The sequence below is a fragment of the Arthrobacter pasteuri genome, from assembly GCF_054510955.1.
The window spans coordinates 340,647-365,078 of record NZ_JBTNDO010000001.1 but is presented as its reverse complement, the minus strand read 5'-3'; the positions used below and the strand labels follow the sequence as shown (position 1 = coordinate 365,078).

General features: G+C 66.2%; 20 protein-coding genes. 9 read left to right on the top strand and 11 right to left on the bottom strand.

The genetic code is table 11. The features are described from left to right. The first annotated feature begins 453 nt into the window (after positions 1–453). The 4 genes from ACX80H_RS01740 (at position 454) to ACX80H_RS01725 (ending at position 5,099) form a co-directional block, all read left to right on the top strand. The gene (locus ACX80H_RS01740; RefSeq protein ID WP_459313342.1) at positions 454–1,869 is read left to right on the top strand and encodes an MFS transporter; all 1,416 of its coding nucleotides are present in this window, start codon (positions 454–456) and stop codon (positions 1,867–1,869) included. Between the two features lie 105 nt (positions 1,870–1,974). Beyond that, positions 1,975–2,814 carry a helix-turn-helix transcriptional regulator gene (locus tag ACX80H_RS01735; protein WP_459310703.1) on the top strand — a complete coding sequence of 280 codons (840 nt, stop codon included), beginning with the start codon at positions 1,975–1,977 and terminating at the stop codon, positions 2,812–2,814. Positions 2,815–2,946: 132 nt separating this feature from the next. Then, positions 2,947–3,876, top strand: coding sequence for an SDR family oxidoreductase (locus ACX80H_RS01730; RefSeq protein ID WP_459310702.1), 930 nt, complete (start codon positions 2,947–2,949; stop codon positions 3,874–3,876). Positions 3,877–4,130: 254 nt separating this feature from the next. Next, the gene (locus ACX80H_RS01725; RefSeq protein ID WP_459310701.1) at positions 4,131–5,099 is read left to right on the top strand and encodes an alpha/beta hydrolase; all 969 of its coding nucleotides are present in this window, start codon (positions 4,131–4,133) and stop codon (positions 5,097–5,099) included. Between the two features lie 99 nt (positions 5,100–5,198). Here the strand turns inward: ACX80H_RS01725 and ACX80H_RS01720 are convergent, their stop codons facing one another. Genes ACX80H_RS01720 through ACX80H_RS01710 form a run of 3 tightly spaced genes read right to left on the bottom strand, consistent with a single transcriptional unit; the run spans position 5,199 to position 6,748 of the window. Beyond that, positions 5,199–5,690 (bottom strand): hypothetical protein, encoded by a 492-nt coding sequence (locus ACX80H_RS01720; protein WP_459310700.1) that lies wholly within the window; start codon positions 5,688–5,690, stop codon positions 5,199–5,201. Continuing rightward, the gene (locus ACX80H_RS01715) at positions 5,687–6,118 is read right to left on the bottom strand and encodes a cupredoxin domain-containing protein (protein ID WP_459310699.1); all 432 of its coding nucleotides are present in this window, start codon (positions 6,116–6,118) and stop codon (positions 5,687–5,689) included. The genes ACX80H_RS01720 and ACX80H_RS01715 overlap by 4 nt, the downstream gene beginning before the upstream one ends. A 54-nt stretch (positions 6,119–6,172) precedes the next feature. Further along, complete coding sequence (locus ACX80H_RS01710; RefSeq protein ID WP_459310698.1) at positions 6,173–6,748, bottom strand: COG4315 family predicted lipoprotein; 576 nt, start codon at positions 6,746–6,748, stop codon at positions 6,173–6,175. Positions 6,749–7,115: 367 nt separating this feature from the next. Between ACX80H_RS01710 and ACX80H_RS01705 the strand changes: the two genes are divergently transcribed. After that, complete coding sequence (locus ACX80H_RS01705; RefSeq protein ID WP_459310697.1) at positions 7,116–7,433, top strand: hypothetical protein; 318 nt, start codon at positions 7,116–7,118, stop codon at positions 7,431–7,433. A gap of 298 nt (positions 7,434–7,731) precedes the next feature. Here the strand turns inward: ACX80H_RS01705 and lepB are convergent, their stop codons facing one another. The 3 genes from lepB to ACX80H_RS01690 all read right to left on the bottom strand — a co-directional run bounded on the left by lepB (position 7,732) and on the right by ACX80H_RS01690 (position 10,391). Then, positions 7,732–8,175 (bottom strand): signal peptidase I, encoded by a 444-nt coding sequence (gene lepB / locus ACX80H_RS01700; protein WP_459310696.1) that lies wholly within the window; start codon positions 8,173–8,175, stop codon positions 7,732–7,734. Between the two features lie 209 nt (positions 8,176–8,384). Next, positions 8,385–9,875 carry a multicopper oxidase family protein gene (locus tag ACX80H_RS01695; protein ID WP_459310695.1) on the bottom strand — a complete coding sequence of 497 codons (1,491 nt, stop codon included), beginning with the start codon at positions 9,873–9,875 and terminating at the stop codon, positions 8,385–8,387. A gap of 288 nt (positions 9,876–10,163) precedes the next feature. Beyond that, a complete protein-coding gene (locus tag ACX80H_RS01690) occupies positions 10,164–10,391 on the bottom strand; it encodes a DUF4352 domain-containing protein (protein WP_459310694.1) in 228 nt (75 codons plus the stop codon). Positions 10,392–11,079: 688 nt separating this feature from the next. On the opposite strand from ACX80H_RS01690, the gene ACX80H_RS01685 reads away from it, so the two are divergent. The 3 genes from ACX80H_RS01685 to ACX80H_RS01675 all read left to right on the top strand — a co-directional run bounded on the left by ACX80H_RS01685 (position 11,080) and on the right by ACX80H_RS01675 (position 16,064). Continuing rightward, positions 11,080–13,023: a fibronectin type III domain-containing protein gene (locus ACX80H_RS01685; RefSeq protein WP_459310693.1), complete on the top strand. Its 1,944-nt coding sequence runs from the start codon at positions 11,080–11,082 to the stop codon at positions 13,021–13,023. A 159-nt stretch (positions 13,024–13,182) separates the two neighbouring features. Next, complete coding sequence (locus ACX80H_RS01680; protein ID WP_459310692.1) at positions 13,183–14,607, top strand: BTAD domain-containing putative transcriptional regulator; 1,425 nt, start codon at positions 13,183–13,185, stop codon at positions 14,605–14,607. A gap of 2 nt (positions 14,608–14,609) precedes the next feature. Continuing rightward, the gene (locus ACX80H_RS01675; RefSeq protein WP_459310691.1) at positions 14,610–16,064 is read left to right on the top strand and encodes a sensor histidine kinase; all 1,455 of its coding nucleotides are present in this window, start codon (positions 14,610–14,612) and stop codon (positions 16,062–16,064) included. Positions 16,065–16,121: 57 nt separating this feature from the next. Here the strand turns inward: ACX80H_RS01675 and ACX80H_RS01670 are convergent, their stop codons facing one another. The 4 genes from ACX80H_RS01670 to ACX80H_RS01655 form a co-directional block, all read right to left on the bottom strand. After that, positions 16,122–17,189: a Gfo/Idh/MocA family protein gene (locus tag ACX80H_RS01670; protein WP_459310690.1), complete on the bottom strand. Its 1,068-nt coding sequence runs from the start codon at positions 17,187–17,189 to the stop codon at positions 16,122–16,124. Continuing rightward, positions 17,186–18,070 (bottom strand): NAD-dependent epimerase/dehydratase family protein, encoded by an 885-nt coding sequence (locus tag ACX80H_RS01665; protein WP_459310689.1) that lies wholly within the window; start codon positions 18,068–18,070, stop codon positions 17,186–17,188. The genes ACX80H_RS01670 and ACX80H_RS01665 overlap by 4 nt, the downstream gene beginning before the upstream one ends. A gap of 124 nt (positions 18,071–18,194) precedes the next feature. Further along, a complete protein-coding gene (locus ACX80H_RS01660; RefSeq protein WP_459310688.1) occupies positions 18,195–19,025 on the bottom strand; it encodes an oxidoreductase in 831 nt (276 codons plus the stop codon). A gap of 125 nt (positions 19,026–19,150) precedes the next feature. Continuing rightward, positions 19,151–21,538 (bottom strand): ATP-binding cassette domain-containing protein, encoded by a 2,388-nt coding sequence (locus ACX80H_RS01655; protein WP_459310687.1) that lies wholly within the window; start codon positions 21,536–21,538, stop codon positions 19,151–19,153. A 155-nt stretch (positions 21,539–21,693) separates the two neighbouring features. Here ACX80H_RS01655 and ACX80H_RS01650 point away from each other — a divergent pair, with 155 nt between their 5' ends. Further along, positions 21,694–22,350 carry a peptide deformylase gene (locus ACX80H_RS01650; RefSeq protein WP_459310686.1) on the top strand — a complete coding sequence of 219 codons (657 nt, stop codon included), beginning with the start codon at positions 21,694–21,696 and terminating at the stop codon, positions 22,348–22,350. A gap of 16 nt (positions 22,351–22,366) precedes the next feature. Here the strand turns inward: ACX80H_RS01650 and ACX80H_RS01645 are convergent, their stop codons facing one another. Beyond that, positions 22,367–24,409 carry a S9 family peptidase gene (locus ACX80H_RS01645; RefSeq protein WP_459310685.1) on the bottom strand — a complete coding sequence of 681 codons (2,043 nt, stop codon included), beginning with the start codon at positions 24,407–24,409 and terminating at the stop codon, positions 22,367–22,369. Between the last annotated feature and the right edge of the window lie 23 nt (positions 24,410–24,432).

Genomic DNA, 24,432 nt, shown 5'->3' with positions numbered 1-24,432 from the left:
CGACGGATCTGTCAGTACGACAAACCCGACGGTTGTCGGCGTTCACGGTACGGGGCAGAAGCAGCTGCAAGAACTTGCGTCTTCCGGAGAAATGACACTTCACCGAACTCAGACCCGTGGCCATTGTCATCGAGGCTCTTGGCTACTCCCCCACTGTGGACCACGACGTCACCCACGGCCCACCGTGATGATCGTGGCTTGTATGCATGTTCGCGCCCATCTACTTCTCCTCCGGTCGGCGCGTCGAACCACCCACTGCCCTCACGTCGCGCTTCCCCGATTTGCGACCAATACCCCCTAGGGGTATAACAGTTGGCATATACCCCCAAGGGGTATGTAGATGGACGATCCAATCCTCGAGGAGTTCCAATGCCCATGAAGTTACTCAGCTCCCGACCTGCACGCAGGCCTACCGCTGCGAAGAGTCGGCGTCTTGGTCTGGCGTTGCTCGTTGTGGCCGGCGCCCAGTTGATGCTGGTACTTGATGACTCGATCGCGAACATCGCCCTGCCATCGATCCAGGTCGAGCTGGGAATCACTCCCGCGAGCCTGCCCTGGGTGATCAACGCCTACATCCTGGCGTTCGGCGGCCTCCTTCTCTTCGGTGGAAGGGTCGGTGACCTCTTCGGCCGACGGCGCATCCTGCAGATCGGCATCGGTTTGTTCACCCTCGCTTCTCTTGTCGCGGGAATCGCTCCGGCCGGCCCGGTGCTCGTGGCAGCCCGCGCCCTCCAGGGACTCGGCGCCGCACTGACCGCGCCGAACGCACTCGCCCTGATTACCACGACCTTCCCTGCCGGCGAGGCACGGAACAAGGCACTTGCCCTGTACGGGGCCATGTCGGGCCTCGGCGTAACCCTAGGGCTGCTGCTGGGCGGAGTGCTGACAGGGACGCTCGGCTGGCGGTCGGTGTTCTTCATCAACCTCCCCATCGGACTCGCCCTGCTCGCCGGGACCCGCATCCTCATCGACGCACCCCGGCACAGCGCCCGACTCGATCTGCCCGGAGCCATCACCGGCACCGGCGGGATCGCGGCCCTGGTCTTCGCCATCATTCACGGAGGTGAGCAGGGCTGGAACGCTTCGATGACACTCATCGCTCTAGGCCTCGCCGCCGTCCTGCTCCCCGCGTTCGTCATCATCGAATCCCACAGCACGGACCCGATGCTTCCGCTGCGCCTCTTCAGGGACCACAACCGCACCGGCTCATATCTCGGCATGCTGTTCATCAGCTTCGGACCCATGGGCACCTTCTACCTGCTGACCCTCTACATGCAGCACATCCTCGAGTACGACCCAGTCCGCACCGGACTGGCCTGGCTGCCTTTCGGAGCCGGCATCATCCTCTCTGCCGGCATCGCCTCGAAACTCGTCGCCAGGTTCGCTCCCCGGCTCGTGGCAGTCGCCGGGATTCTCATCTCCACGGCCGCCATCCTGTGGCTGTCGACCATCACCCCTGAGTCCGGGTACGTACAGCACCTCATGATCGGGATCTTCGCCGTCGCCGTCGGCTTCGGATTGAGCTTCGTGCCACTGACCCTCACCGCCGTTACCGGCGTCCGACCCGAAGACTCCGGCATCGCCTCGGCACTGCTCAACGCCGCCCAGCAGATCGGCGTCGCCCTCGGCATCGCAGCCCTGTCCACCATCAGCGTCACCACCACAGAAAGCCGGTTCCCGAATGCCCTCGCCATCCTTCACGAAGCCCGCTCAGCCGGCGATACCCAGGCTGCGGCAATGGCCAGCCAGGCCATCGTCGACGGCTACACCAGCGCCCTGAGCAGCGGAGCAATCATTCTCGCCGCAGCCGCCCTCATCGTCACCCTCATGGTCACTGCCCGCCCCCAGCGGGCCGCAGGGCCTTCCTGACTCACCCCGGAACCCGGGGATCCCACTCAGGGGTGGGCTGAGAAGCCGTGGATAGCCGAAGGCATACACGATAAACAGGAGGTCCACCCATCAAGGAGGCACGGCATGATCGATCGCGAAGGTCTGGGCTCATTTCTCCGACATCGCCGCGAGTCCCTCCAGCCCGAGGACGTAGGGCTGATGCGGGGTCAGCGGCGGCGGACCGGCGGCTTGCGTAGAGAGGAAGTGGCCGGACTCTGCCACATGTCCAGCGACTACTACGCCCGACTCGAACGGGGCACAGGCCCACACCCCTCGGAGCAGATGGTCGCCTCCATCGCCCAGGGTCTACACCTGACGCTCGGAGAGCGCGATCATCTTTTCCGCCTCGCCGGGCACACCCCACCTCAGCGCGGAACGGCCAGTGAGTTCGTGAGCCCGGGAATGCTGCGGATCCTCGATCGCCTCACGGATACTCCTGCGGAAATCGTCTCAGAGGTCGGGGACACCCTCCGGCAAACACCGCTCGGCCTGGCTCTCTTCGGGGACGCCTCACAGCGTACCGGTCCCGGTCGGAGTATCGGTTACCGGTGGTTCACCGACCCGTCAGCGAAGGAAGCATACCCACCCGAGGAACGCGAGCGGCTGTCCCGCCTCTACGCATCTGGTCTGCGTCAACTCTGCGTTTTGCGCGGACCAGGCTCGCGGGCAGCCGAGCTCGCCGCGCTCCTGCAGGAAAACGCTGACTTCCGCAAAGTCTGGGACATGCAGGAAATCGGCGTGCAACCACCGGAGGTCAAACGCTTCCTTCACCCGACCGTCGGCCGGCTGGATCTGAACTGCCAGACCCTGCTCGACCCGGATCAGTCCCACCGCCTCCTCGTCTACACAGCCGTTCCCGGCAGCGACAGCCACGAAAAACTGCAACTGCTGTCTGTCATCGGTGTGCAGACCATCAACTCCTAGCCCCGCCAACTCGGTGACCACTGTCTCGCTAGCCGTGGATCGACAGGTCCTGGATACGCCGAAGGAACTCGTGAACCATTGAGCCAGGCGCCGATCCCGGTCGCCCCTACCCCCACGAAAAAGGATCCTCTCATGACGCGCACGTATGAGCTCGCCATCCCCGACCTGACCGGGAAACTCGCCGTCGTCACCGGAGCGAGCGATGGCATCGGCACCGTCATCGCGACACGGCTGGCCGGCGCCGGCGCGGAGGTCATCATGCCCGTCCGCAACCAAGCCAAAGGAGACGCGGCAGCGCAGCGTATTCGCACCGCCGTCGGCAGAGTCACGGTCAGCACCCGCCCCCTGGGCCTGTCCTCGCTGCAATCCGTGGCAGAGCTCGTCACCACCCTCGCCACCGAGGGACGTCCGGTCAACATCCTGATCAACAATGCCGGCGTCATGCGCCCACCCGCACGGCAGGAAACCCGCGACGGCTTCGAACTGCAGTGGGGTACGAACCATCTCGCCCACTTCGCCCTCACCCTTGGCATGCTGCCGCTTCTGCGGGAAGGCCGGGCCCGTGTCACCCACCAGACCAGCGTGGCCGCCCGGAAAGGAGCGATAAACTGGGATGATCTGAACTCCGAGCAGAGCTACGACGTCATGAAGGCGTACTCCGGCTCGAAGATCGCAGTCGGCCTGTTCGCCCGTGAACTCGAGGCCAGGAGCCGCGCGAACGGGTGGGGAATCAGCAGCAACCTCTCACACCCCGGCATCTCACCCACGAACCTTCTAGCAGCACAACCCGCCATGGGTCGCGACCGAATGCCTCCGGAGCGCCGCCTCATCGGCTTCCTCTCGCAGATCGGTTTCGCCGGCACCCCGGAAAGCGCGGCCTTGCCCGCCCTTATGGCAGCAACCGACGTCGAATACGGAGGGGATCAGTTCTTCGGACCCAAGCGCACCGTCGGTGGGCCGCCGGCTCTCCAAGAGTTCTGGACACCCCTTCGCGATATGGGCCAGGCCCGTCGCACCTGGGAGGTATCCGAGCAGCTCGCCGGTATACGGGCCAACTACTGACGTATATGCCCTCATATGGTGGTCTCGCGTGGGTTAGCCAGTACCCGGAGCCGCCATGGCGACGGATCCTGGGTGTCGTCGAGCATGTCGGAGAACGTTGGTTCATCCGGTGCGCCCAGCTTTCGCACCTGTCAGGGCGGACTGGAGCGCGGCCGTCAGCCGCTCGGAGCTCTATAAGGACAGTAACTCCGGCGCCGAGGTATCGTCTTTTTCCAGTCAACCGGTCGATCGACCAGAAACAAAGGGCCCCCTCGATGAATGTATTTCATCCTGAACTGGCGGTAGGCAAATGGATCCCCAAGGCTTCCTTCGGACCGCGACTGGCGAGATTAGCGAACATCCCGCGAGGTAGGGCTACGGAAGCCCCCGAGGACCTCGACATCGACGACATCGAGATACCTGCCGGACGCGGTGCCCAGAACGTCCGGGTGCGACTCATCCGCCCGAAGACTTTGAAGGGAGCGGCTCCGGCACTGCTGTGGCTGCATGGCGGTGGCATGATCCTCGGCAACAACTCCCAGGATGACGCCACCAACTTCGCGTTCGCCCGCACCCTCGGTATCAGCGTGGCCTCCGTCGAGTACCGTCTCTCACCCCGACACACCGCGTCCGCCGCAGTCGAGGACGCCTACGCCGCACTTGTCTGGCTCAACGACAACGCAGCTGAACGTGGAATAGACCCTTCCCGCATAGCCGTCGGCGGGCAGAGTGCAGGCGGAGGCCTGGCCGCGGGCCTTGCCCTGCTGGCCCTCGATCGCGGGGAGGTAACCCCCGTGTTCCAGCTCCTGGTCTATCCGATGATCGATGACCGCACCGTCATACGAACCGACCTCGACACGACCAACGTGCGGGTATGGACCCCTGGCAGCAACCGGTACGGCTGGACGTCCTACCTGGGCCAGGAACCGGGGAGCGACAACGTCTCGCCGTATGCCGCTCCCGCCCGACGAGAAAACTTCGCAGGGCTCCCCTCGGCGTGGATCGGAGTCGGTACCCTCGATCTCTTCTTCGACGAAGACCGGACCTACGCCGCCCGACTCGAAGAGGCAGGAGTGGCCTGCGAGCTGTTCATCGTTCAGGGCGCGTTCCATGGTTTTGACACCCTCTTTAAGAACAAGGGTGTCTCGCGGACATTCTGGAGGGCCCAGGCGAAGGCACTGCAGAAGGCCCTTTTCCCCTTCGACCAGTCGACGACGTCGTCGGCCGGGGAATTAGTCAAGTAACCCGGGGAATGCCTTCAGTTCCTCCACTGATCGGCGGATACGAATTCCTGTGTCAGCGGCGTGCTGTGGGTCCTGAGCCGAACACCGCCCTGTAGCGGCTTACCTGGTGCTCCGGCTCCGGTGCAGGAGGACGTATCCGACGACGGCAAGGGTCCCGGCAATGGCTTCTGCCACGGCCGTCAGGGTCTTCTTCGCGTACCAGACGGGTTCATACATGGACGGAATGGGCCCGATCGCCGGGACCTGCACATATCGGTACAGAACCACCGCGGCCAGAGCAGACAACGCCACGACGGCGGCGAGCGCGTAGGCGGCTCGGCTGCCTCTGATGAGGACATACGCCGCTGCGAGGATCGCGACGACCGCCTGGATCCGGAAGAGATTACCCCCGCCGATTCCACCCGGTGCGGCCTGCTGGAACCCTGGGGCAAGCTGGAAGTGGATGACCGCACTGACGATCAAACCACCCCCCACCAGGACCCGCAGGGCGATCATCAGCAGTTGATTGCGCCCCTCTCCCCCAGCGTCGGGACCCTGCCCCGGCGTGGATTCAGCTTTCCTGTTGCCGGCAGCGGCTCCTGGCGTGCTCATCCGACGACCAGGGTGCCGGACATCGCGGGGTGGTAGGTGCAGATGACGGCGTATTCGCCCGCTTCATCCGGTGCCGTGAAAGTGACTGTTTCACCGCCGGACACGTCGACGTCGAACCCGCCCTCGTCCTTGGCCGTAACCGTATGCGGAGCATCGTCCTCGTTGATCACCGTCACGGTGGCGCCGGGTGCGATGGCCTCGGGCATCACATATTCGAAGTCCGCGATGGTGATCGTCGCTTCTTCCGCCGGCGCAGCTTCCGTCGAGGTCCCGGCGCCGGCGGTGTCCTCCGGTGATGCAGGTGCGGCGGTCTCACTGGCCGCACTGGTCGCCCCCGACGTGGTGGGCCCGGTATCGGAGCCACAGGCGGTGGCGCCGGCGATGAGCGCGGCGACCATCAGAGCTGATCTTCCGTAGCGTATCTTCATGGTGATTCTTCCCGCATCGATGAGTTGGAGAGCGACGGTGTGAGCTGTCAGGACTTACTGGATCATCGTCCCGTCGGGAGCCACCACGTACCAGACGTCCCCGACGGCTTGTCCGTTGACGTCACCGGCGGCCAGGTCCTTATTGAAGTAGTAAATCGGCATTCCGTTGATGGTCATCTGCAATCCACCCTCGGTGGTTTCGATGGTGCCAACCTCACCGGTGACACCTTCCACCTCCGGGGTCTCGGTTCCGCTGATTACCGGCGGCCAGGCGACCAGGCAATCATCCTTACAGGCACTGACCCCCGAATCGGCAACGTCCTTGGTGAAGTAGTACACGGTCATGCCCTCGGCATCGACCACGATCTCACCCAAATCACTCGTCGCAACACCCAGCGTGGTCGGACTGGCCGCCGCGGGCGCACTGGCCTCCGGTGTGGCCTCCCCAGTGGCCGCCTCGCTCGTCTCGGCTGCCGGTGTGGGTTCGGCTGCCTCCGTTGTCTCCGCCGTCGCCTCGGTAGCCTCAGCCGCTACGGTCTCGGCGGCCTCCTGCCCGGACCCTGAGCACCCTGTCAGCGCCAGCAGGGTCAGTGCGGCCCCGGCCAATGAAGTGGAAAGTTTCTTGCCCATGGTTTCGATCCTCCTGATTGTCCCGGCAGGGGGCCGGGCCCGGCGGGACAGACGTACTGCCACCCCCTGGGGAGAAGACTGCATCTCAACTCTTGGATAAACCTTCGGAAACTCCCTCCACTGAAAACACGACACTCCCCCGCTGGCCCGAAGTCGGTGCTACTGCCCTGCACTGACCTCCCGATCCTGACGCGCCCTGACAGGCACCTCGCCGTAGTCACCGTGTTCGGGATGGACGGGGAGATTCCCGCTCGTACCTGCCTCCCCTTTCGCCGGGCATGCAGGGTTTTCCCAATATCGGCTGCGTACCGTCGATGACATGCTTTCTTGCCCGGTGCTTCGGTGCACAAATCCCGGTGCCACCTTCGTGGTGGGTAGTCAGGGCCTACACGGGGGTTATCGGGAGGCCTATGTCTGCGATGACCATAAGGCGTTGATCGATGCCGGTTCGCCGTGGTGCATCGAAGGACACTCGGTCCTTCTGGGCCAGGACATCACGCCGGTCCTGGAGAGTTGGTCTGCCCGCCCGAGCGTAGGTGTTGACGGCTTCACGCTCACCGTCCAAGTGGCGGGTCAGATCAAACCCTTTGAGGTCTTCCTGACCCCGACCGAAGCGAGGACGCTGGCTGTGTTCATCAACGCGGCCAGCAACGACAGCGTGCGCCAGCACCTGACAACTCGCTGATGCACTGATGACACTGATGACCCCGAGTGCAGCAGGTTTCGGGTATTCATTCCCCGGCCATGCGCACAGGCGGACGGCTGAGGCGGGCTCGAGCTCCAAGATTCCTACAAGGTAGGCGCAGAAGCACTGCCTTCTCCATCCGATCGGATCACTGCGGGCACCGCAACAGCCCCGAAAGCCTCGTGTTGCGACGCGGCCTGTTCGAGTGAACGTCAGCGCCTCCGCGAGCGCCGGTAGTCTTCATGGTCGCCAGCGATAACCATGCCAGGGATCTCGGGTGTCCGCTCTACTGTGGGACCTACTTCTGGCCCGTGAGCAGGGTGCCTTGGATCGCTGTCAGGGGTACGGCTCCGAAGTCCCTGGAATCGATCGACACGCCCCGATTGTCCCCCAGCACGAAGACGTTTCCGGCGGGCACCTCGACGGGTCCGAAGTAGGTCGCATCGATGCGGCTGTGGTCGATGAACGGCTCCGGTACGACGACGTCGTCGACGTACAGTTCCGCATCACGGATGGCGACGCTCTGGCCCTGTCCTGCGACGACCCGCTTGATCGCCGTATGCCCATCCACGGGGTTGGTGAAAGCGACCACGGAACCGTTGCGGACCGGGTTCGCGCCCGCCCCGGGCTTGTAGAGAAGCACGACGGAACCCGTTCGGATGGTCGGTTCCATGCTGTCGGACGAGACCATGAAAGGCTCCACCACCCACGCCCGAAGAGCGAGGACAACCACGGCCGGCACCACGGCTACCGCGAGCAGAACGGACCGATACCGTCGGGTCGCCCTTGGCCCCGACCATGACGTGGACTCTGGCGTCGACTCTGGCTTCGACCCTACATCTGGCTGTGGTCGGCAAGGGTCGAACGCCTTCGATCCTTGCGGTGGCTGTTCCGGGCGCGGGCACCCCGACCAGCCACCGCGTGGTGTTTGCGGGCTACTCACCCCTCGTCTCACCCCTCGTCGTCGTCATCCCATTCTGGTCGTGCTGCTGTCATGGGATCGTTGTGGTCGTAGTCGGTTTCCTTCAGACCCACCCGGAACTGGGCCATCATGTCATGGTCCTCGTGCGGGAGGTTGTGGCAGTGCATCATGTAGAGGCCCGGATGCGGAGTGAACTTCATCAGGAGCCTCACGGTTTCCCCTTCGCCCACGTACACCACGTCCTTCGGTCCGCGCTCGTAAGGGAAGGGACCACTCCCGTTGCGGCTGAGGACCCGGAAGTCGACGAGGTGGATGTGCAGGGGGTGGAACCAGCCGCCCGAACTGTTCTCGATCTCCCAGATCTCCACGGAGTTCAGGGCCGGATCGGCGACGACCTTCTTGTATCCGCTGGCGATGACGTCCTGCCAACTGTCGTCATTGATCGTCCACAGATTAGTGGCGTCGTTACGCTTCACCCGGAACCTGCGGGTCCTCACGGACTGCGCGGTCGTCAGAGACATCGCCTCGCTGCCGACCAGGGTCGTAGGGATCCGGTTCCACGTCGGGTCCGAGGTATCCACCGCATCGCCCACCACATCGAACGCCATGATCTTGTTGGTGAAGTCGTAGTCCACGTTGTTCTTGTTCGAGAGGTTCCGCAGTTCGATCCGCTGCCCCGTGGCGTACTTCCGGAAGTCGATCAGGACCTCGTACCGCTCCGCACCGGCATGTCGGTAGTTCGACACGCTCTGCGCTGTCGGCATCAGACCGCCGTCAGTACCGACCACCACCAAGGGCGCCCCGGTGCTGAGCGTCGGCCGCAGGGAGCGGGAGATGGAAGCGTTCAGGATCCGGAAGCGGTACACGCGCTTCTGCACCTTCATGACCGGCCAGGGCCTGCCGTTGACCAGGATCACGTCCCCCCAGAGGCCCGAGTGGGTGTTGTCGTCGTAGCCCAGAGACCCGTCCTCCGCGAACATGGCATCCGTGATGGTCAGGGCGACGTCGAAGTTACCCTGCGGCAGGAGCTGACGCTCGATGGGGTCGTGCATGTGGTACTGGGCGGCCAGCCCGGAATAGGCGTTCTGCGCCGTGAAGTGGACGCCGTGGTCGTGGTACCACAGCGTCCGGGCACCCTGGAAGTTCGGGTAGCGGTAGTCCTTGAAGAAGCCCGGGTTCGTGATGTCGCTGGCATAACCGTCGTACTGCGGCAGCGACGCGGACCCGTGCAGGTGGGTGGAGGTCGACAGGGCATGCCCGTCCAGTGGATGTGTGGCGGGCAGCTTGTTGCGAACCCGCAGGACGGCTTTCGTGCCCTGGTCCAAGCTGATCGTCGGGCCCGGGAACAATCCGTTGTACCCCAGGATGGGTGTTTCCAGCCGCGGCAGGATCTTCGCCATGGCGGCCTGTTCTGTCACGGTGTAGTAGTTCACCGGCGCCCCGTCGGCCGGATCGACACCGGTGGACGTCGGCTGGAGGAACGGGGCCTGGTAGAAATCTGTCCGGAAAGGCCGCGGCATCTCGCTATCCCTGAGCCGGCTCACGGACTTCGCTTCAACCGACCTCGTCGGCAGCACTGCAGCGCCTGCGCCGAGGACTCCGAGTCCCCCCAGAAGCAGAACCTGACGGCGTGAAGTTGACATTGCGGGTCTCCCTTATTTGGTTCCCCGACCATCTCGCACCCAGGTTGGAGATTCCCTGCACCCGACCCCGCTCGTCCTAGGACCACCCCTAGAAACAGTCATGCTAACCCCAAGAAAACAACACCCCGACCCCGAGACCTCGCACCCGGGGGACGCCCGTGCCTGTCACCCTCGGTGGTGTCCCTCGCCGAGGGACAGCCCAGGTCCTCCGGACAATTCCAGGGTCAGATCGATGGCCTGATCCGGGAGTTCGAACACGAGGACCACGTCGACCGTCTGCCCCTGGCGGGCCCTCGCAGGAGCAGGAGAGAACCAGACCGGTTCCCACGATTCATTCCCCAGAGCCGAAACGCCGTACCCCGACGGGTCGAAGGACAGGCCGTCCGCCTCCATCGCGGTCAGTTCCAGCAGTATCCGAACACGGTGGGCTCCTTCATCGGCGGGATCAGAAAGCGCAGCCGACGGTGTAGGGGGCCTCCATCCGTCGACCTCGATCGGTATCACCCCCTGAATACGCGCTAGACCACCATCGACACTGGCCGAAGCGCCCAACAGGGCAGGAGGCGTCCGAGGAGCGGCCATCAGGACGCTGGCAAGCACAGTTCCTACGAGGACCAGCAAAATGACCGGGACGAGAAACCTGATGCGCCCCCGCCATGGGCCGAAGCCGGGCGAACCCGAGGAATCCGGCGGCGAAGCGGAACCCGACGGTGACGTCGCCCATGACGATCCCGAGAAACTCCGAACTGGCGTGGGGCTGGGCGAAGCTGTCGATGACATGCCAGCGAGTCTCCAACCAACTTCTAGGGAAACCCTAGGAACTCCTAGGAACCGTCACCACACCGCTCATCACAAGGGGCCGGTGATGCTGTCTTCCGGCCTCCTCACGATGACAGACGGACCCATGACCAGCATTTCCACAAGGTGGGCATCCTAATTTGTGATCACGAGTGAACCCCTTACTCACGCAACGACGATCTGTGAGGTCATCATGAAAGCTGCGATACAGGAAACGGGACAGCCGAAGTCCCGCGGCCGGAGTTATGGACGGACCGCGATTGTCGCGACAGTCTCCGCCGTCATGGGCGCTACCCTCCTGGCCGTCCCGGCCGCCAACGCGGCCGTCCCGGCCTTCCCGGACAACGTCGTGGTCTTTCCGGACCGCGACTTCGTCACCATCGAGGGCTACCAGGACCACATCGGCGAGACAGCCACGGTCACCGTGACCCGCGGCACCCAGGTTGTCGGCTCCGCGGTGGGAACCGTGGCCGAGGGCGACGTCGCCTTCGAGATCAACCACCCGGGCGGGGTCTGCTGGGGTGCCGGCACCGGCCTCAACGTCACGCCGGATATCCAGAAGGGCGACAAGGTCTCGATCAACTTCGCCGATGGCGCCAGCGGCGACACCACCACCAGCACCGGCACCGCCACCACCCACGCAGCACTCAGCGGCAACACTGTGACGGTCGAGGGCACGTACGGCTCCGACGTCATCGCCGGCCAGGCCGAGGTCCGGATCGTGAACCCCGACCTCACTGCTGAGGTCGGCCGCCGCGACGTGCGAGCCGTCACCGGGGGCCTGACGCCCGCCCCCAAGGGTGGCTACTCCTCCAACCTGGAGATGGCTGACGGCAAGTTCACCGCAACCTTCGAATTCACCGAGCTCAAAGCGGCACAGATCGCCGCCGCGACGCAGGTCGAGCGGTTCATGTCCTGGCAGGTCGAGGACGGCGACGCCAACCGCCAGGGCCTGACCATCTCCGAGTTCGGCGAGCTCGGCGGCCCCGGCATGGGCGGCTGCCCGGCCGGCCCTGGTGACGTGGCCCCACCGAAGTCCAGCTACAGCGTGACCCGCTCGGCGGACAGGACCAAGCTCGCCGTCAAATGGACGCCGGCCGACGCCATCGCGGGTACGCCCGCCGTCACGAACTACAACGTCGAGGCCCTCAAGGCCGACGGCACGCTCGTCGGCGCCCGGGTGGGTGCCTCCGCCACCGGTGCGACACTGACGGTCGACCCGTCGGTGGCGAGCTACGACGTCGAGGTCCGCTCCATGGCCGGTGCGAAAATGGGTGACCCCTTCGAGCAGGCTCCCACCACGGGCACCGGCGAGCTCCCTGCGGACCAGACCGCGCCCAACCTGACCATCAACCCGGCAGCGTCGGGCAACACGGCCGAGACCGCCGTCGAGGCCGCCAGCGTCACCCTCGGCTCCGAGAGCGCGGCCGACGTGTACTTCACCACCGACGGCAGCGAGGCTGTCCTGGGCGACCTGCCCGGCGACACCGCCCAGCTCTACAGGTCCCCGATCGCCATCACCGCGCTGACCGAGATCCACGCCGTGGCCATCGACCGCGCCGGCAACATCTCCAAGCAGGCCATCGGCTTCTACAAGCCTGTGAGCGCTCAGGTGTTCAATGCCCCGACGAGTCTCGCCGCCACCGCGGGCGTCGGGCAGGTGTCGCTCAAGTGGGTCGCCCCCTCCGGTAGCAGCACCGCGGTCACCGGTTACCAGGTCGAGGCCTCGACCGTGAGCGCCGACGGCACGACGACCGTGCTGCCCACGCAGCCCGCGGCCACCACCGACACCAACCAGGTCGTCACGGGGCTCGCGCCGGACACGAAGCACTCGTTCACCGTCAGGGCGCTCTACGGCACCTCGTCGAGCGACCCGTCGGGTGCCGCGACGGCGACGACTCCGGTGGCTTCGGCCAAGGTGACCATCACCAGCGGCCGGTGGAGGAACGCCGACACCCGGATCCAGGGCACGACCGACCAGCCGGCCCTCACTTCCAGCGTCGTCCGGTTCTACCGCAAGTCGGCTGACGGCTCCTACAGCACCCAGTACGCCGGCCCGGCCGCACTGGTCGCCGCGGTGGCTCCCGCCACCGGTTCCACCTTCGACGGCCGGTTCCGCAGCACCGCTCTGACCGGCACCGCCAACCCCGGCCCGATCGTCGCCAAGCTGTTCGACGGCAGCGGCAAGGAGTTGGGAGTCAGCGCTCCGTTCACGCTGGGCAGCTAGCACCACCGTCCCCTCCGGAAGGCGGGCTCCTCCTCGGAGCCCGCCTTTCGGCGTGCCCGGGACCGGCGGACGCGGTCACAGGGATGTCGCAGCCGCCAAGCAAACTACCGAGTACCGGCTCCGCAAGAACTAGGTATCGATTACTCGTGTGCAGGCGTTATGCGGCCACTTTTAATATTGCAATGCACGGTAGGAAATTACTTCGGACTAGACATTGTGATTGTTTTGGAATTGGTTAAGAAAGCAACTAATCTGCCTGATTCTTCCGAAGCGTTCCGCGCATCGCCGCCACTGCACATTTCGGTTCTGGGTCCGCTGTCGATCCGGCTCGGCGATACGACCCTCTCCGCCAACGACCTGGGTGGGCCCAAACCCCGCCAGGTGCTCGAAATCCTGCTCCTCAGCTTCGGTCTGGCAGTATCCAAGACCAGAATCATCGATCTCCTGTGGAACGGCAACCCTCCCGCCGTCGCACTTCCGACCCTTGAAAGCTATGTCAGCGTCCTGCGACGGAGACTGCAGCCGGGAGCCGGTCGGACGGGTCCCCTGCGCACGGTCACGGGCGGTTACGTCATCGAGCCGTCGCTCGTGCATCTCGATCTGAACCGCTTCGAAAATCTCACCAGGCGGGCCAGCATGGCAGCACCACCCGCCGCACTGGCACTGCTGACCGAAGCACTCGAGCTCGCTTCTGCCCCGCTGCTCGGCGACGAACTGCTGCCGGCCTGGGCCGAAGAGGAGCGGGCCCTGCATGCACAGCGGGTCGGTCATACGCGTGTCATGGCGGCGGAAACCGCGCTCATCACGGGAGAAATAGGTAGGGCGATCGCCTGGGCCAGCGAGGCGGTCCGGGAGGATCCTCTGAATGAGAGAGCGTGGACCACTCTTGTCCTGGGACTCGAGCAGCACGGTGAGAACACAGAAGCGCTGAGGGTCTTCGACCGCTGCCGCAGGGTCATGGACGAGGAACTGGGCTGCGCGCCGAGCGAGGTCCTCAAGGAGGCCCACGCCAGGCTACTGACGATCACGGGGACGACGAACGGTCCGACAACGTCCCGAGCACCGATGCCGGTGATGACCCAGAGTCACACCACCGCGCCACCGCTGCCCGAGACAGAGACGGCGACGGCGACGGTGACGGAACGTCTGCGGGTCCTGATCGTCGACGATCACATCACGTTCTCGGACCTGCTGGCCGGCGCACTGGACCGGGAACCCGACTTCACGAGCGTCGGAGCTGCGACATCGGTGGAGTCGGCCGCGACGATGTTCGAGGAATCGCGGCCCGACGTCGTCGTCATGGACCTGTATCTTGCCGGCGGGTCCGGACTCAATGCCGCCGAGCGGATTCTTGCCGCAGCACCGGAAGCCCGGATCGTCATGCTGACCGGCAATCCGTCCCAGGAAGCGCTGCGGGAAGCCGCTCGCATGGGGATCTGCGGGTTCCTCCCGAAAGACGGCGCCTTGGGAGTCATGCTGGACACCCTCCGGCACGCCCGCCCGGGAAATATGATCGTGCACCCGTCACTGGTGGCAAGACTCGGCAACACTACCGGGTCCGCGCCCGATGCTGCGGAGAAATAGGCATGGACGGACTTCACACAGGAGAAGCAAATCATTCCCTCACCGCTGCCTCGGAAGTCACCGAACGACGTGAAGTCCGTGCAGCCATCGCACGCTTTCTCACGGTCGGCTTCCTGGCCCTCGTGCTGGTGGCCACCCCCGTTGCTTTCTGGATCCGAGCAGAAGCGGAACGGCACGCCCTGGCCAATGCGCGGGACATGACCCAGCGTATGGCCAACAACGTGGTCGGACCGTTGATCACGAACCAACTCCTTGCGCAGGATCCCGCCGCACTGGAGTCACTCGATCAGAGGCTGGCCCCGTGGCTGGCCAACGGCCACGTGACGAGGATCAAGGTGTGGGACGAGCACGGTCGGGTGGTCTATTCGGATGTGAAGTCACTCATCGGGCGAGAATTCGAGCAGGAGGAATGGGCCCGCCTGCTCCTGGCAGGTGGGCCGGCGACGGCTACCCTCGAATCCCAGACCGCGGAAGAGAACGAGTACGAGGCCGGCTCGGGCGAACTGGTGGAGGTCTACGTCCTCTCCACGTCCCAGACCGGCGCTCCCATGATCTTCGAAACCTACTCGTCGGGGGAGGGAGTGCGCCGCGAACAGCAAGCGGTCCTCATGGGCATGATCCCACCGACTTTGCTGTCACTGGCGGTCCTGCAGGTGGCGCAGCTGATTCCGGCAGTCCGCCTGGCACGCAGGATCCAGGACCATCAGGCGACGCGCACCGCGTTGTTGCGTAACGCGATCGAAGCGTCGGACCAGGAGCGCCGGCACATCGCGGGCGAACTCCACGACGAGGTCATCCAGGACCTGTCCGGGCTGGCATACGCCATGGAATCGGAAGAACGCCGCGGCCCGGCGTCGCTGGGCCCCGTCTTCACGAACGCCCGGATCATGCTGCAGAACGACGTCCGTATCCTGCGCGCCATGACCAGCGAACTCTATCCCCCCGACCTCGACGAGCTCGGACTGGAGGCTTCCCTCATGAGGCTGGAGGCACCCCTGGTGGAGCGCGGGATCGCCTTCACGGTCGACATCCCGGACAAGCTGGTGCTGGACCGGGACCACACGGTCCTTGTCTACCGTGCGGCGCGCGAGGCCTTGGTCAATGCCACCAAGCATTCCTCCGCGCGCTCGGTGGATATCCGGATCCGGCAGACCAGTCGACAGACCCAGATCACGGTGTCGGATGACGGCGTCGGCTTCGACCCGAACGAGCCCCGTCCGGAAGGCCACTTCGGTCTGAGGATCCTCGGCGACACCATCCGGCAAGCCGGCGGGACCCTCGACATCCACTCCGCGCCGGATGTCGGCACGTCCGTCATCGCGACGTTCAGCGTCACCGCTCCCGTGGCACCGCGGGTCGGGAAGCGTTTCTCGCGCTCCTCGCCTGTCGACTCCGCTCCAGCGATCAGGCAATCGGGTGCCGGCCGCGCAGCGTTCTCCCTGCCGAACAAAGGATGACCTTCGGCGCCGGCACGGCCGGCAGAGCACCGGGAACGGGAGTCGACCCGCTCGACTTCACCGGGACCAGACCTGCCGCCGGGAGCGCACCGCTTCGCCCGTGAGCGCCGCTTCCTTCATGAGCAGGGACAGATAATGGTCCTGGCTCGCCTCAGCAAGGCTGTACAGTTCCGGACCGCCCTCGACACACTCACTCATCCTCACGAGGCATTCCGCGATCGCGATCTCATCGTCACTCAGCCGCGCGGGCGCGAACCGGTTCTCGAACACCCATTCGTCGCCGGCCATGATGCCCCGCAGGAAGAAGCCTTCAAGGTTGCCGCCCTCCCCTGCAGCAACACGACGGAACGCCGTCGAAACCGGTGTACGGACGTCTCGGAGGTAGTGCAGGTCCGTGTTGTTGATCTCTCCACGGTTCCCCCTCACCAGGAGGCGATTCGTGCGGATCCACGAGAAGTACTGTTGCTCGGCGAAGTCGTAGACGCCCAGTCGGTCGCCGAAATCGAAACGGGCGGACACCTGTTCCGCGGTGACGGTCACCTCCTCCCGCGGGTCCCCCTCCCGATCGGGCCCCTTCACGAGCGGCGACCGGAAGATCGCCGCCGTGATGGAGACATCATCGAACCCGACGTCCAGCGCCCGCCGCAGGATGCTCACACCGTGATAGTCATGGCACTGGGCGACCAGCACCTGGCTGATCCTTCCCAGGCGTCCGGACGCCGCGACGCGCAACTGTGAACGCAGGAGCGGGGACAGATGGTACTGCTCCGCCACCTGGATGACGGCTCCCCGGCCGACCAGTGGATACAGGCTGCTCAAGGCCTCCAAGTCGGGCGCAGGCGGTGTCTCGGTGAGCACCGGGACCTTCAGCTCTGCGAGGTGACGGATCGCCCCGGGCGCCGCCTCCCGGGGAACGCAGACGACCACGAACGACGGGGAGGTCCCCGCCACGAGGTCGTCGATGGACGCGAAGGGCCGCACCTGCCACGCCTTCTCGATGCGCCGCCCGGTCCCCTCGTCCCGCGTGACGAGGCCCGTCACCTCGAAGCGGTCGGGCATCTCCCGGGCGATGCGGAGGAAGAACTCGCTCCTCCACCCACTTCCGACGATCCCGAAGCGGATCATTTCCTCAGCGCGTGCCCGTCGGAGTCGAGGTAGTCGCGCCAGGAACGCTTCGGCGTCCAGCCGAGCATCCTCTGGGCCTTCGCGCTGGTGATGCCTGATGCATCGGTGCGGTCAAGGCTGCGCAGTTCGATCGTGTCGCCGTAGTGCTTCGCCAGGATCTCGGCGAAGTCGTGGCCACCGACGTTGTCGGGGGACGCGATGTAGAAGACCTCGTGTCCGGGAAGCTCCGATTCCGTGGCCAGCACGATGGCGTCGGCGAGGTCGTAGACGTCGATGTAGCTCCACAGGTTCGGGCTCAGGACCGACGCGTCCCGGACCTGCGGTCCGAGATTCTGTTCGTAGTTCCCCTCGAACTGGACCCAGCTGGGGCGGATGCTGATGCACCGGATGTCGGACCGGGCGATCGCGGCGTCCATGAGCTGCTCGCCGAAGTGCTTGGAGAGCGCGTACGGGTCCTGCGGATGGATCGGGTGGTTCTCGTCCACGGGTGCGTAGTCGGGGAGGAAGTCCCGCTCGGGGAAGAAGAATCCGGGGACGGTCTCGCTGGAAATGTTGACGAAGCGTTTCACGCCGGAGCGGATGGCGGCCTCGAGGACGTTGAACGTGGCCATGAGGTTGGTCTGGAACACCACATGGGGCGGGTTGCCGGTCGGCTCGGGGATGGCTGCGACGTGAACGACGGCGTCCACGTCCCGCACGACGGCGTAGGCCTGGCCGGCGTCCGCGAGGTCGGCCATCGTGTACTTCAGCGTGCCCTCGGGCTTGCGCTCGAAGCCGGGACGGGTGAGGTCGGTGGTGACCACGTCGTGACCGGCCTCCTTCATCGCCTGCGTTGCTGCGCGGCCGACCTTGCCGTGGGCTCCCGTGATCAGGACCTTCATGGTGTCTCCTTCGAGGATTGAGCGTCGACCGGGTTTCCGGGCAACGTGGGATCGGGCAGATGCGGTGGGGCATAGACGGGCATCACCGGGAACGACGCGGCTGAGGAAGCCCCGGGAGGCGCGCTTATGCGTCGACGCCCGTGCTCTCGCCGAGGGGTCGCCAGGTCTCCAGCGAATCCAGCTGTGCCTGAAGAACGCCGGTATGGGCGCTGATCGCGTCGGACCCGAGGACGAGCACCTCCGGCGTGTCGGTGGATTCCACCGCGGTGATGATCGCCGCTGCGGCCTTGGCCGGGTCGCCGGGCTGGGTGCCATGGGTGGTGTCGTTCTCCTTCCGCCGCTTCCCGGCGGTCTCGGAGTAGTCACCGATGGCGTCGACGGACTGTTGGAGCGACCGGCCCGAGAAATCGGTCCGGAATCCGCCGGGCTCGACGACCATTGCCGTGATACCCAGCGGCCCCACTTCCTTGCGCAGGGATCCGGTAAGTCCTTCAATGGCGGCTTTCACGGCTGCGTAGTAGCCGGAACCGGCCGGGGTGATCTTCGCGCCGATCGACGAGAGGTTCACGATGGTACCGGAGCGGCGGGCCCGCATCTGAGGGAGGACTGCCTTGATCATGTCGACCGATCCGAAGAAGTGCGTGTCGAAGAGCGTCCGGACGTCATCGTCGTCTCCCTCCTCCACAGCGGCCCGGTATCCGTAGCCGGCATTGTTGACCAGCACGTCGATGCCGCCGAACGCCTCGGTCCCACGCTCGATCGCCGTCCGCACCTGGCCGGCGTCGGTCACGTCGAGCGCGAGGGCAAGCGCGGTGTCGGGGTAGTCGGACGCGAGGTCCTCGACCGTCGATGCGTCGCGTGCCGTGACGACGGCCCTGTCTCCCCGCGAGAGGACCGCTTCTGCCAGGGCGCGTCCCAAACCTGTCGAGCAGCCGGTGATCAGCCACGTGGTCATGATGCCTCCTCCACTGCCGGTGCTCTACCAGCCTTAGAAATAGTCGACGCTATCTCCGCGCATTTCAAGCGAAGCGCGGCACAGCGGCGAAATAGCCCGTCCGACGATCCATCGGACGGGAGCCATCAGGAGCCCACGTACTCCGCGAGGTGCCGTCCGGTCAGCGTCGACCGGGACGCGACCAGATCCGCCGGCGTTCCCTCGAAGACGATGGTTCCGCCGTCGTGGCCGGCTCCGGGTCCGATGTCGATGATCCAGTCCGCGTGCGCCATGACCGCCTGATGGTGTTCGATGACCAGAACCGACTTGCCCGCGTCGACCAGCCGGTCCAGCAGGCCGAGCAGGTTCTCGACGTCGGCGAGGTGCAGTCCGGCGGTCGGTTCGTCGAGGACGTAGATGTCCCCCTTCTCGCCCATGTGCGTGGCGAGCTTGAGGCGCTGGCGCTCGCCGCCGGACAGCGTGGTCAGGGGCTGGCCGAGGCTCAGGTACCCGAGCCCGACGTCGGAGAGACGGCTGAGGATGGCGTGGGCGGCGGGCACCTTGCCCTCGCCGGCCCGGAAGAACTCGGTGGCCTCGGTGACGGGCATCGCCAGGACCTCGCTGATGTCCTTCCCGCCGAGCTTGTACTCCAGCACCTCGGCCATGAACCGCTTGCCGCCGCAGACCTCGCAGGTGGTGGCGACGCCGGCCATCATGGCGAGGTCCGTGAAAACGACCCCGGCCCCGTTGCAGGTGGGGCAGGCGCCCTCGGAGTTCGCGCTGAACAGGGCCGGCTTGACGCCGTTGGCCTTCGCGAACGCCTTCCGGATGGGCTCGAGCATGCCGGTGTACGTGGCGGGGTTGCTACGTCGTGAGCCCTTGATCGCTCCCTGATCCACCGCCACCACGCCCTCCCGGCGGGACACCGAGCCGTGGATCAGGGAGCTCTTGCCCGATCCGGCCACGCCGGTGATCACGCACAGCACGCCGAGGGGGATGTCCACGTCGACGTCCTGCACGTTGTGCGATGTCGCTCCCCTGATCTCCAGCTCCCCCCGACGCCCGCGCACCGTGGCCTTCAGGGCTGCCCGGTCGTCGAGATGCCGGCCCGTGAGCGTCCCGCTCCGGCGCAGGCCCTCGACGGAGCCTTCGAAGCAGACCGTACCGCCCGCGGTCCCGGCACCCGGGCCGAGGTCGACGACGTGGTCCGCGATGACGATCATCTCCGGCTTGTGCTCGACGACGAGCACGGTGTTGCCCTTGTCCCGCAGGCGCAGCAACAGGTCGTTCATGCGCTGGATGTCGTGCGGGTGGAGCCCGATCGTCGGTTCGTCGAACACGTACGTGATGTCCGTCAGCGACGACCCGAGGTGCCGGATCATCTTGGTGCGCTGCGACTCGCCTCCGGACAGCGTGCCGGAGGGACGGTCGAGGCTGAGGTAGCCGAGTCCGATCTCCACGAACGAGCCGAGGGTCTCCCCCAGCGCGGCCAGCAGCGGCGCCACGGACGGTTCGGTCAGCCCGCGGACCCAGACCGCGAGGTCGCTGATCTGCATCGCGCACGCGTCGGCGATGCTGACGCCGTGGATCTTCGAGGACCTGGCCGCCTCGCTGAGGCGCGTCCCGTCGCATTCCGGACACGGAGTGAAGGTGACGGCCCGGTCCACGAAGGCGCGGATGTGCGGCTGCATCGCCTCGCGGTCCTTGGAGAGCATCGACTTCTGGATCTTGGGGATCAGGCCCTCGTAGGTGATGTTGATGCCGTCGACCTTGATCTTCGTCGGCTCCCTGTAGAGCAGGTCCTGCAGCTCCCGCTTGGTGAAGTCCCGGATGGGCTTGTCGGCGTCGAAGAACCCGGTGCCGCTGTAGATGCGCCCGTACCAGCCCTCCATGCTGTACCCGGGGATGGTCAGCGCTCCCTCATTCAGGGACTTGGCCTCGTCGTAGAGCTGCGTGAGGTCCATGTCCGTCACGGACCCCATGCCCTCGCACCGCGGGCACGTGCCGCCGGTCACCGTGAAGCTGCGGCGTTCCTTGACCGTCGCGCCGCCGCGCTCGATCGTGACGGCACCCGCTCCGCTGATCGACGCCACATTGAACGAGAAGGCCTGCGGGGATCCGATCTGGGGCTGGCCGAGACGCGAGAACACGATCCTCAGCATCGCGTTGACGTCCGTGGCCGTGCCGACGGTGGACCGCGGATTGGCGCCCATGCGTTCCTGGTCGACGATGATCGCGGTGGTCAGACCCTCGAGGACGTCCACCTCGGGGCGGGCGAGCGTCGGCATGAAGCCCTGCACGAAGGCGCTGTACGTCTCGTTGATCATGCGCTGCGACTCGGCGGCGATGGTGTTGAAGACGAGCGAGCTCTTGCCGGACCCCGAGACGCCCGTGAACACCGAGAGCCGCCGTTTCGGGATGTCGATCGTGATGTCCCTGAGGTTGTTCTCCCGCGCGCCCCGGACCCTGATGAGGTCGTGGCTGTCCGCCGCGTGCGGCGCTGCCTGCTGGGCGTCCGTCGTGGCTGTGCTCATGGTGCCTCCATCCATCGGGCTGCCGCGAGCGCGGCCGACCCGTACCCGTGCAGTGGGCCGCCACCGAAGGCAGCACGTCTGATTGTCCGTCCTCACGGCCGGACCGGCAACGCGCGTCGACCCGTCCCTGTCCGCAAGTGTGCTTTCCTGTAGGCATGAGTGCAGATGCTTCGAGCAACCATGTCCGTTCCGTGCTCCCGGCCGGTGCCGTCGTCGAGCTCGTCGAGGCCGTCCTCGCGGCGGACCTGCCGGAGATCGTGGCTGCCGGTCATCCGGTCCTGCGCCGGCCCGCCCAGGACTTCGACGGGCAGCTCGACGACGACACCCTTGGACGGCTCATCGCGACGATGCGTCGCGTGATGCACGAGGCACCGGGTGTGGGTCTCGCCGCACCCCAGATCGGAATCCCCCTGCGGATCGCCGTCCTCGAGGACCAGGGCGTCCAGGACCAGGCGGTCGCCGAGGCGCGGTCCCGGACTCCCTTGCCGTTCACCGTCCTCATCAATCCGAGCTACAAGGCGGCGGGCGACGCCGTGGCGGCGTTCTACGAGGGCTGCCTCTCGGTGCCCGGCTACCAGGCCGTCGTCGAGCGCCCGCACGGCATCACGGCCACCTACACGCAGCCGGACGGGAGCGCCGTGACGACCGGCTTCGAGGGCTGGCCGGCCCGCATCGTGCAGCACGAGACGGACCACCTCAACGGGCAGCTGTACCTCGACCGCGCGATCCTCCGCTCCCTCACCGCCGACAGCCAGCACGGCCGGTGGACGCAGCCCACGATCGATGACGCGCGGCGGGGCCTCGGCTTCTAGCACCCGCCGCGTCAGGTCATGCGCCCGCGGGGTCGGAGGGATTCGTTCCGGTGGGCAAATACTTCGCCCACCAGCGCAGGATGTGGTCGAAACGCTGCCTCCGGTGCCACGGCGAGCCCGACCTCGACAGCTCGTGCGTCTCACCGGGGAACACGAGCAGCTCGGTCTCCACGCCCTGCTTCTTGAGTGCCGTGTAGTACCGCTGCGCTTGTTCGATCGGGCACCGCAGGTCCTCCTCGGAGTGGATCACGAAGGCCGGCGTCCTCACATCGCCGATCTTGGCGAACGGGTTCTGCGCCTCGACCTGCGCCGGGTCCGTGCCGGTGTACTGCTCGGAGAAGAACCACCCGATGTCGGACGATCCCACGAACGACGGGGGGTCGAGGTAGCCGCGCTCCACGATCGCGGCCTGGAATCGGTGGTCGTGGGCGATGGTCCAGGCGGTCAGGTAGCCGCCGTAGGACCCACCCATGACGCCGAGCCGCTCGCTGTCGAGCGCATCGTACTCGGCGAGCGCGCCGTCGAGGTAGGCGAGGACGTCGTCGAGATCCACCGTGCCCATCGCCTCCTTGATGACCCTCCCGTGGGCCTGTCCATAGCCGGCGGCACCGCGCGGGTTGCACAGCAGCACCGCGTAGCCTGCCGCGGCGTACACCTGGGCCTCGTCGAAGTAGCCCCAGCCGTACTGGGCGAAGGGGCCGCCGTGGATGACGAGCAGCACCGGGTGCGGTCCGTCGCCCTCGGGCAGGACGACCCACCCGTGCACCGGGGTTCCATCGGGAGCCGGAAAGGTGCGTTCCTGCAGCTCTCCCACGCGCGTGTCCGTGCGCAGTGCGGCGGAGAAGTCGGACAGCGGACGCAGGGAGGTCCCGTCGACGACGGCGACCTCGCCCGACGTCGTCGGATCCGTATACGACACCACGACGGTGCTTCCGGTGGATGCGGCTCCGGTGACGACGGTGGGACCGGTGACCAGGGTGGCCGTCTCCCCTGTCGCCGAGACGCGCAGCAGTTCCCCCGTGCCGCGCGACCGGTTGAACACCAGGACGGAGTGCGGGCCGTCGGCCACGATCTCCTGGACGTCACCGAAGTCCACGGTTTCCGGGTCGCTGAGGCGCCGGACGCCCCGCGGGTCGTCCGCCGGCATCACGTAGAGGGCGGTGTTCCGCGCCACGAAGTCCAGGCCCGACGGCGACAGGTCCGAGGCCAGGAAGAACACCCACGCGCCGTCGGTGCTGGGGCGGGGCGCGCTGCAGCCGAGCAGGGTGTCCCCGCCCTGGTTCGTCAGCTGCTGCCGGTCGCTGCCGTCGAGGGCGATCGAGTGGATGTCGGAGACGAGGGTCGTGTCCGCGTCCCGTCCCAGCGCGGCGGTGAAGAGGACGCGGCGGCCGTCCGCCGTGAAGGCAGGATCGAGGTGGTCGGCGTCGGCAGTGGTCACCTGGGTGGCAGGGGGCACGGCGCCCTGTTCCTCGAGGGCACCGGGACCGTCGGCGTCCTGCTGCTTGAGCCGCCCGACCGCTGCGATGTAGGGCTCCGCGTCGAGGTCCGGCACGGCGACGGTGAACAGCTGCGAGCGCTTGTCCGTCGTGTAGCCGAGGCCGTTCATCCGGTACTGGTACTGCGTGATGAGTCGTGCGTCCTCGAGGCCCGGGCTCACGCCGTCGAGCGTCCCGTAGCGTCCCTGTTCCGGCACCCGTGCGGCGAAGACGATGCTCCGCGAGTCCGGTGAGACGTCGAAGGCGGTGACACCGAGCGGCTGGTCCGTCATCTGGACGGCTTCCCCGCCGGAGGCGCGGACGGCGAACAGCTGGGGCTTGCCGCCCGGCACTGCCCGGAGGAACACGAGCACCTCGCCGTCCGGGGAGTAGCGCGGCGCGGTGTCACGGAAGCCCCGCGTCAGCCGGCGTCGCCCTCCCTGGAGCGTGAGCTCCCACAATTGGCCGACATAGGCGTCGGCTCGGAAGTCCGGGCGGGTCGCGGCGACCACCAGACGGGAACCGTCCGGGTGGAGGGCCGGGGTGCCCGTGGTGGTCAGGAGTTCGAGCTGGTCTGGTTTCACCCTTCCGACTGAACCCGAAATAG

Coding starts and splice junctions, on each gene's coding strand:
- ACX80H_RS01710 (WP_459310698.1), bottom strand. CDS start 6,748: ATGGGCAAGAAACTTTCCACTTCATTGGCCGGGGCCGCACTGACCCTG.
- ACX80H_RS01670 (WP_459310690.1), bottom strand. CDS start 17,189: ATGATCCGCTTCGGGATCGTCGGAAGTGGGTGGAGGAGCGAGTTCTTC.
- ACX80H_RS01695 (WP_459310695.1), bottom strand. CDS start 9,875: ATGCCGCGGCCTTTCCGGACAGATTTCTACCAGGCCCCGTTCCTCCAG.
- ACX80H_RS01735 (WP_459310703.1), top strand. CDS start 1,975: ATGATCGATCGCGAAGGTCTGGGCTCATTTCTCCGACATCGCCGCGAG.
- ACX80H_RS01720 (WP_459310700.1), bottom strand. CDS start 5,690: ATGAGCACGCCAGGAGCCGCTGCCGGCAACAGGAAAGCTGAATCCACG.
- ACX80H_RS01730 (WP_459310702.1), top strand. CDS start 2,947: ATGACGCGCACGTATGAGCTCGCCATCCCCGACCTGACCGGGAAACTC.
- ACX80H_RS01690 (WP_459310694.1), bottom strand. CDS start 10,391: ATGGAGGCGGACGGCCTGTCCTTCGACCCGTCGGGGTACGGCGTTTCG.
- ACX80H_RS01715 (WP_459310699.1), bottom strand. CDS start 6,118: ATGAAGATACGCTACGGAAGATCAGCTCTGATGGTCGCCGCGCTCATC.
- ACX80H_RS01725 (WP_459310701.1), top strand. CDS start 4,131: ATGAATGTATTTCATCCTGAACTGGCGGTAGGCAAATGGATCCCCAAG.
- ACX80H_RS01665 (WP_459310689.1), bottom strand. CDS start 18,070: ATGAAGGTCCTGATCACGGGAGCCCACGGCAAGGTCGGCCGCGCAGCA.
- ACX80H_RS01655 (WP_459310687.1), bottom strand. CDS start 21,538: ATGAGCACAGCCACGACGGACGCCCAGCAGGCAGCGCCGCACGCGGCG.
- ACX80H_RS01660 (WP_459310688.1), bottom strand. CDS start 19,025: ATGACCACGTGGCTGATCACCGGCTGCTCGACAGGTTTGGGACGCGCC.
- ACX80H_RS01675 (WP_459310691.1), top strand. CDS start 14,610: ATGGACGGACTTCACACAGGAGAAGCAAATCATTCCCTCACCGCTGCC.
- ACX80H_RS01685 (WP_459310693.1), top strand. CDS start 11,080: ATGGGCGCTACCCTCCTGGCCGTCCCGGCCGCCAACGCGGCCGTCCCG.
- ACX80H_RS01680 (WP_459310692.1), top strand. CDS start 13,183: ATGCGGCCACTTTTAATATTGCAATGCACGGTAGGAAATTACTTCGGA.
- ACX80H_RS01650 (WP_459310686.1), top strand. CDS start 21,694: ATGAGTGCAGATGCTTCGAGCAACCATGTCCGTTCCGTGCTCCCGGCC.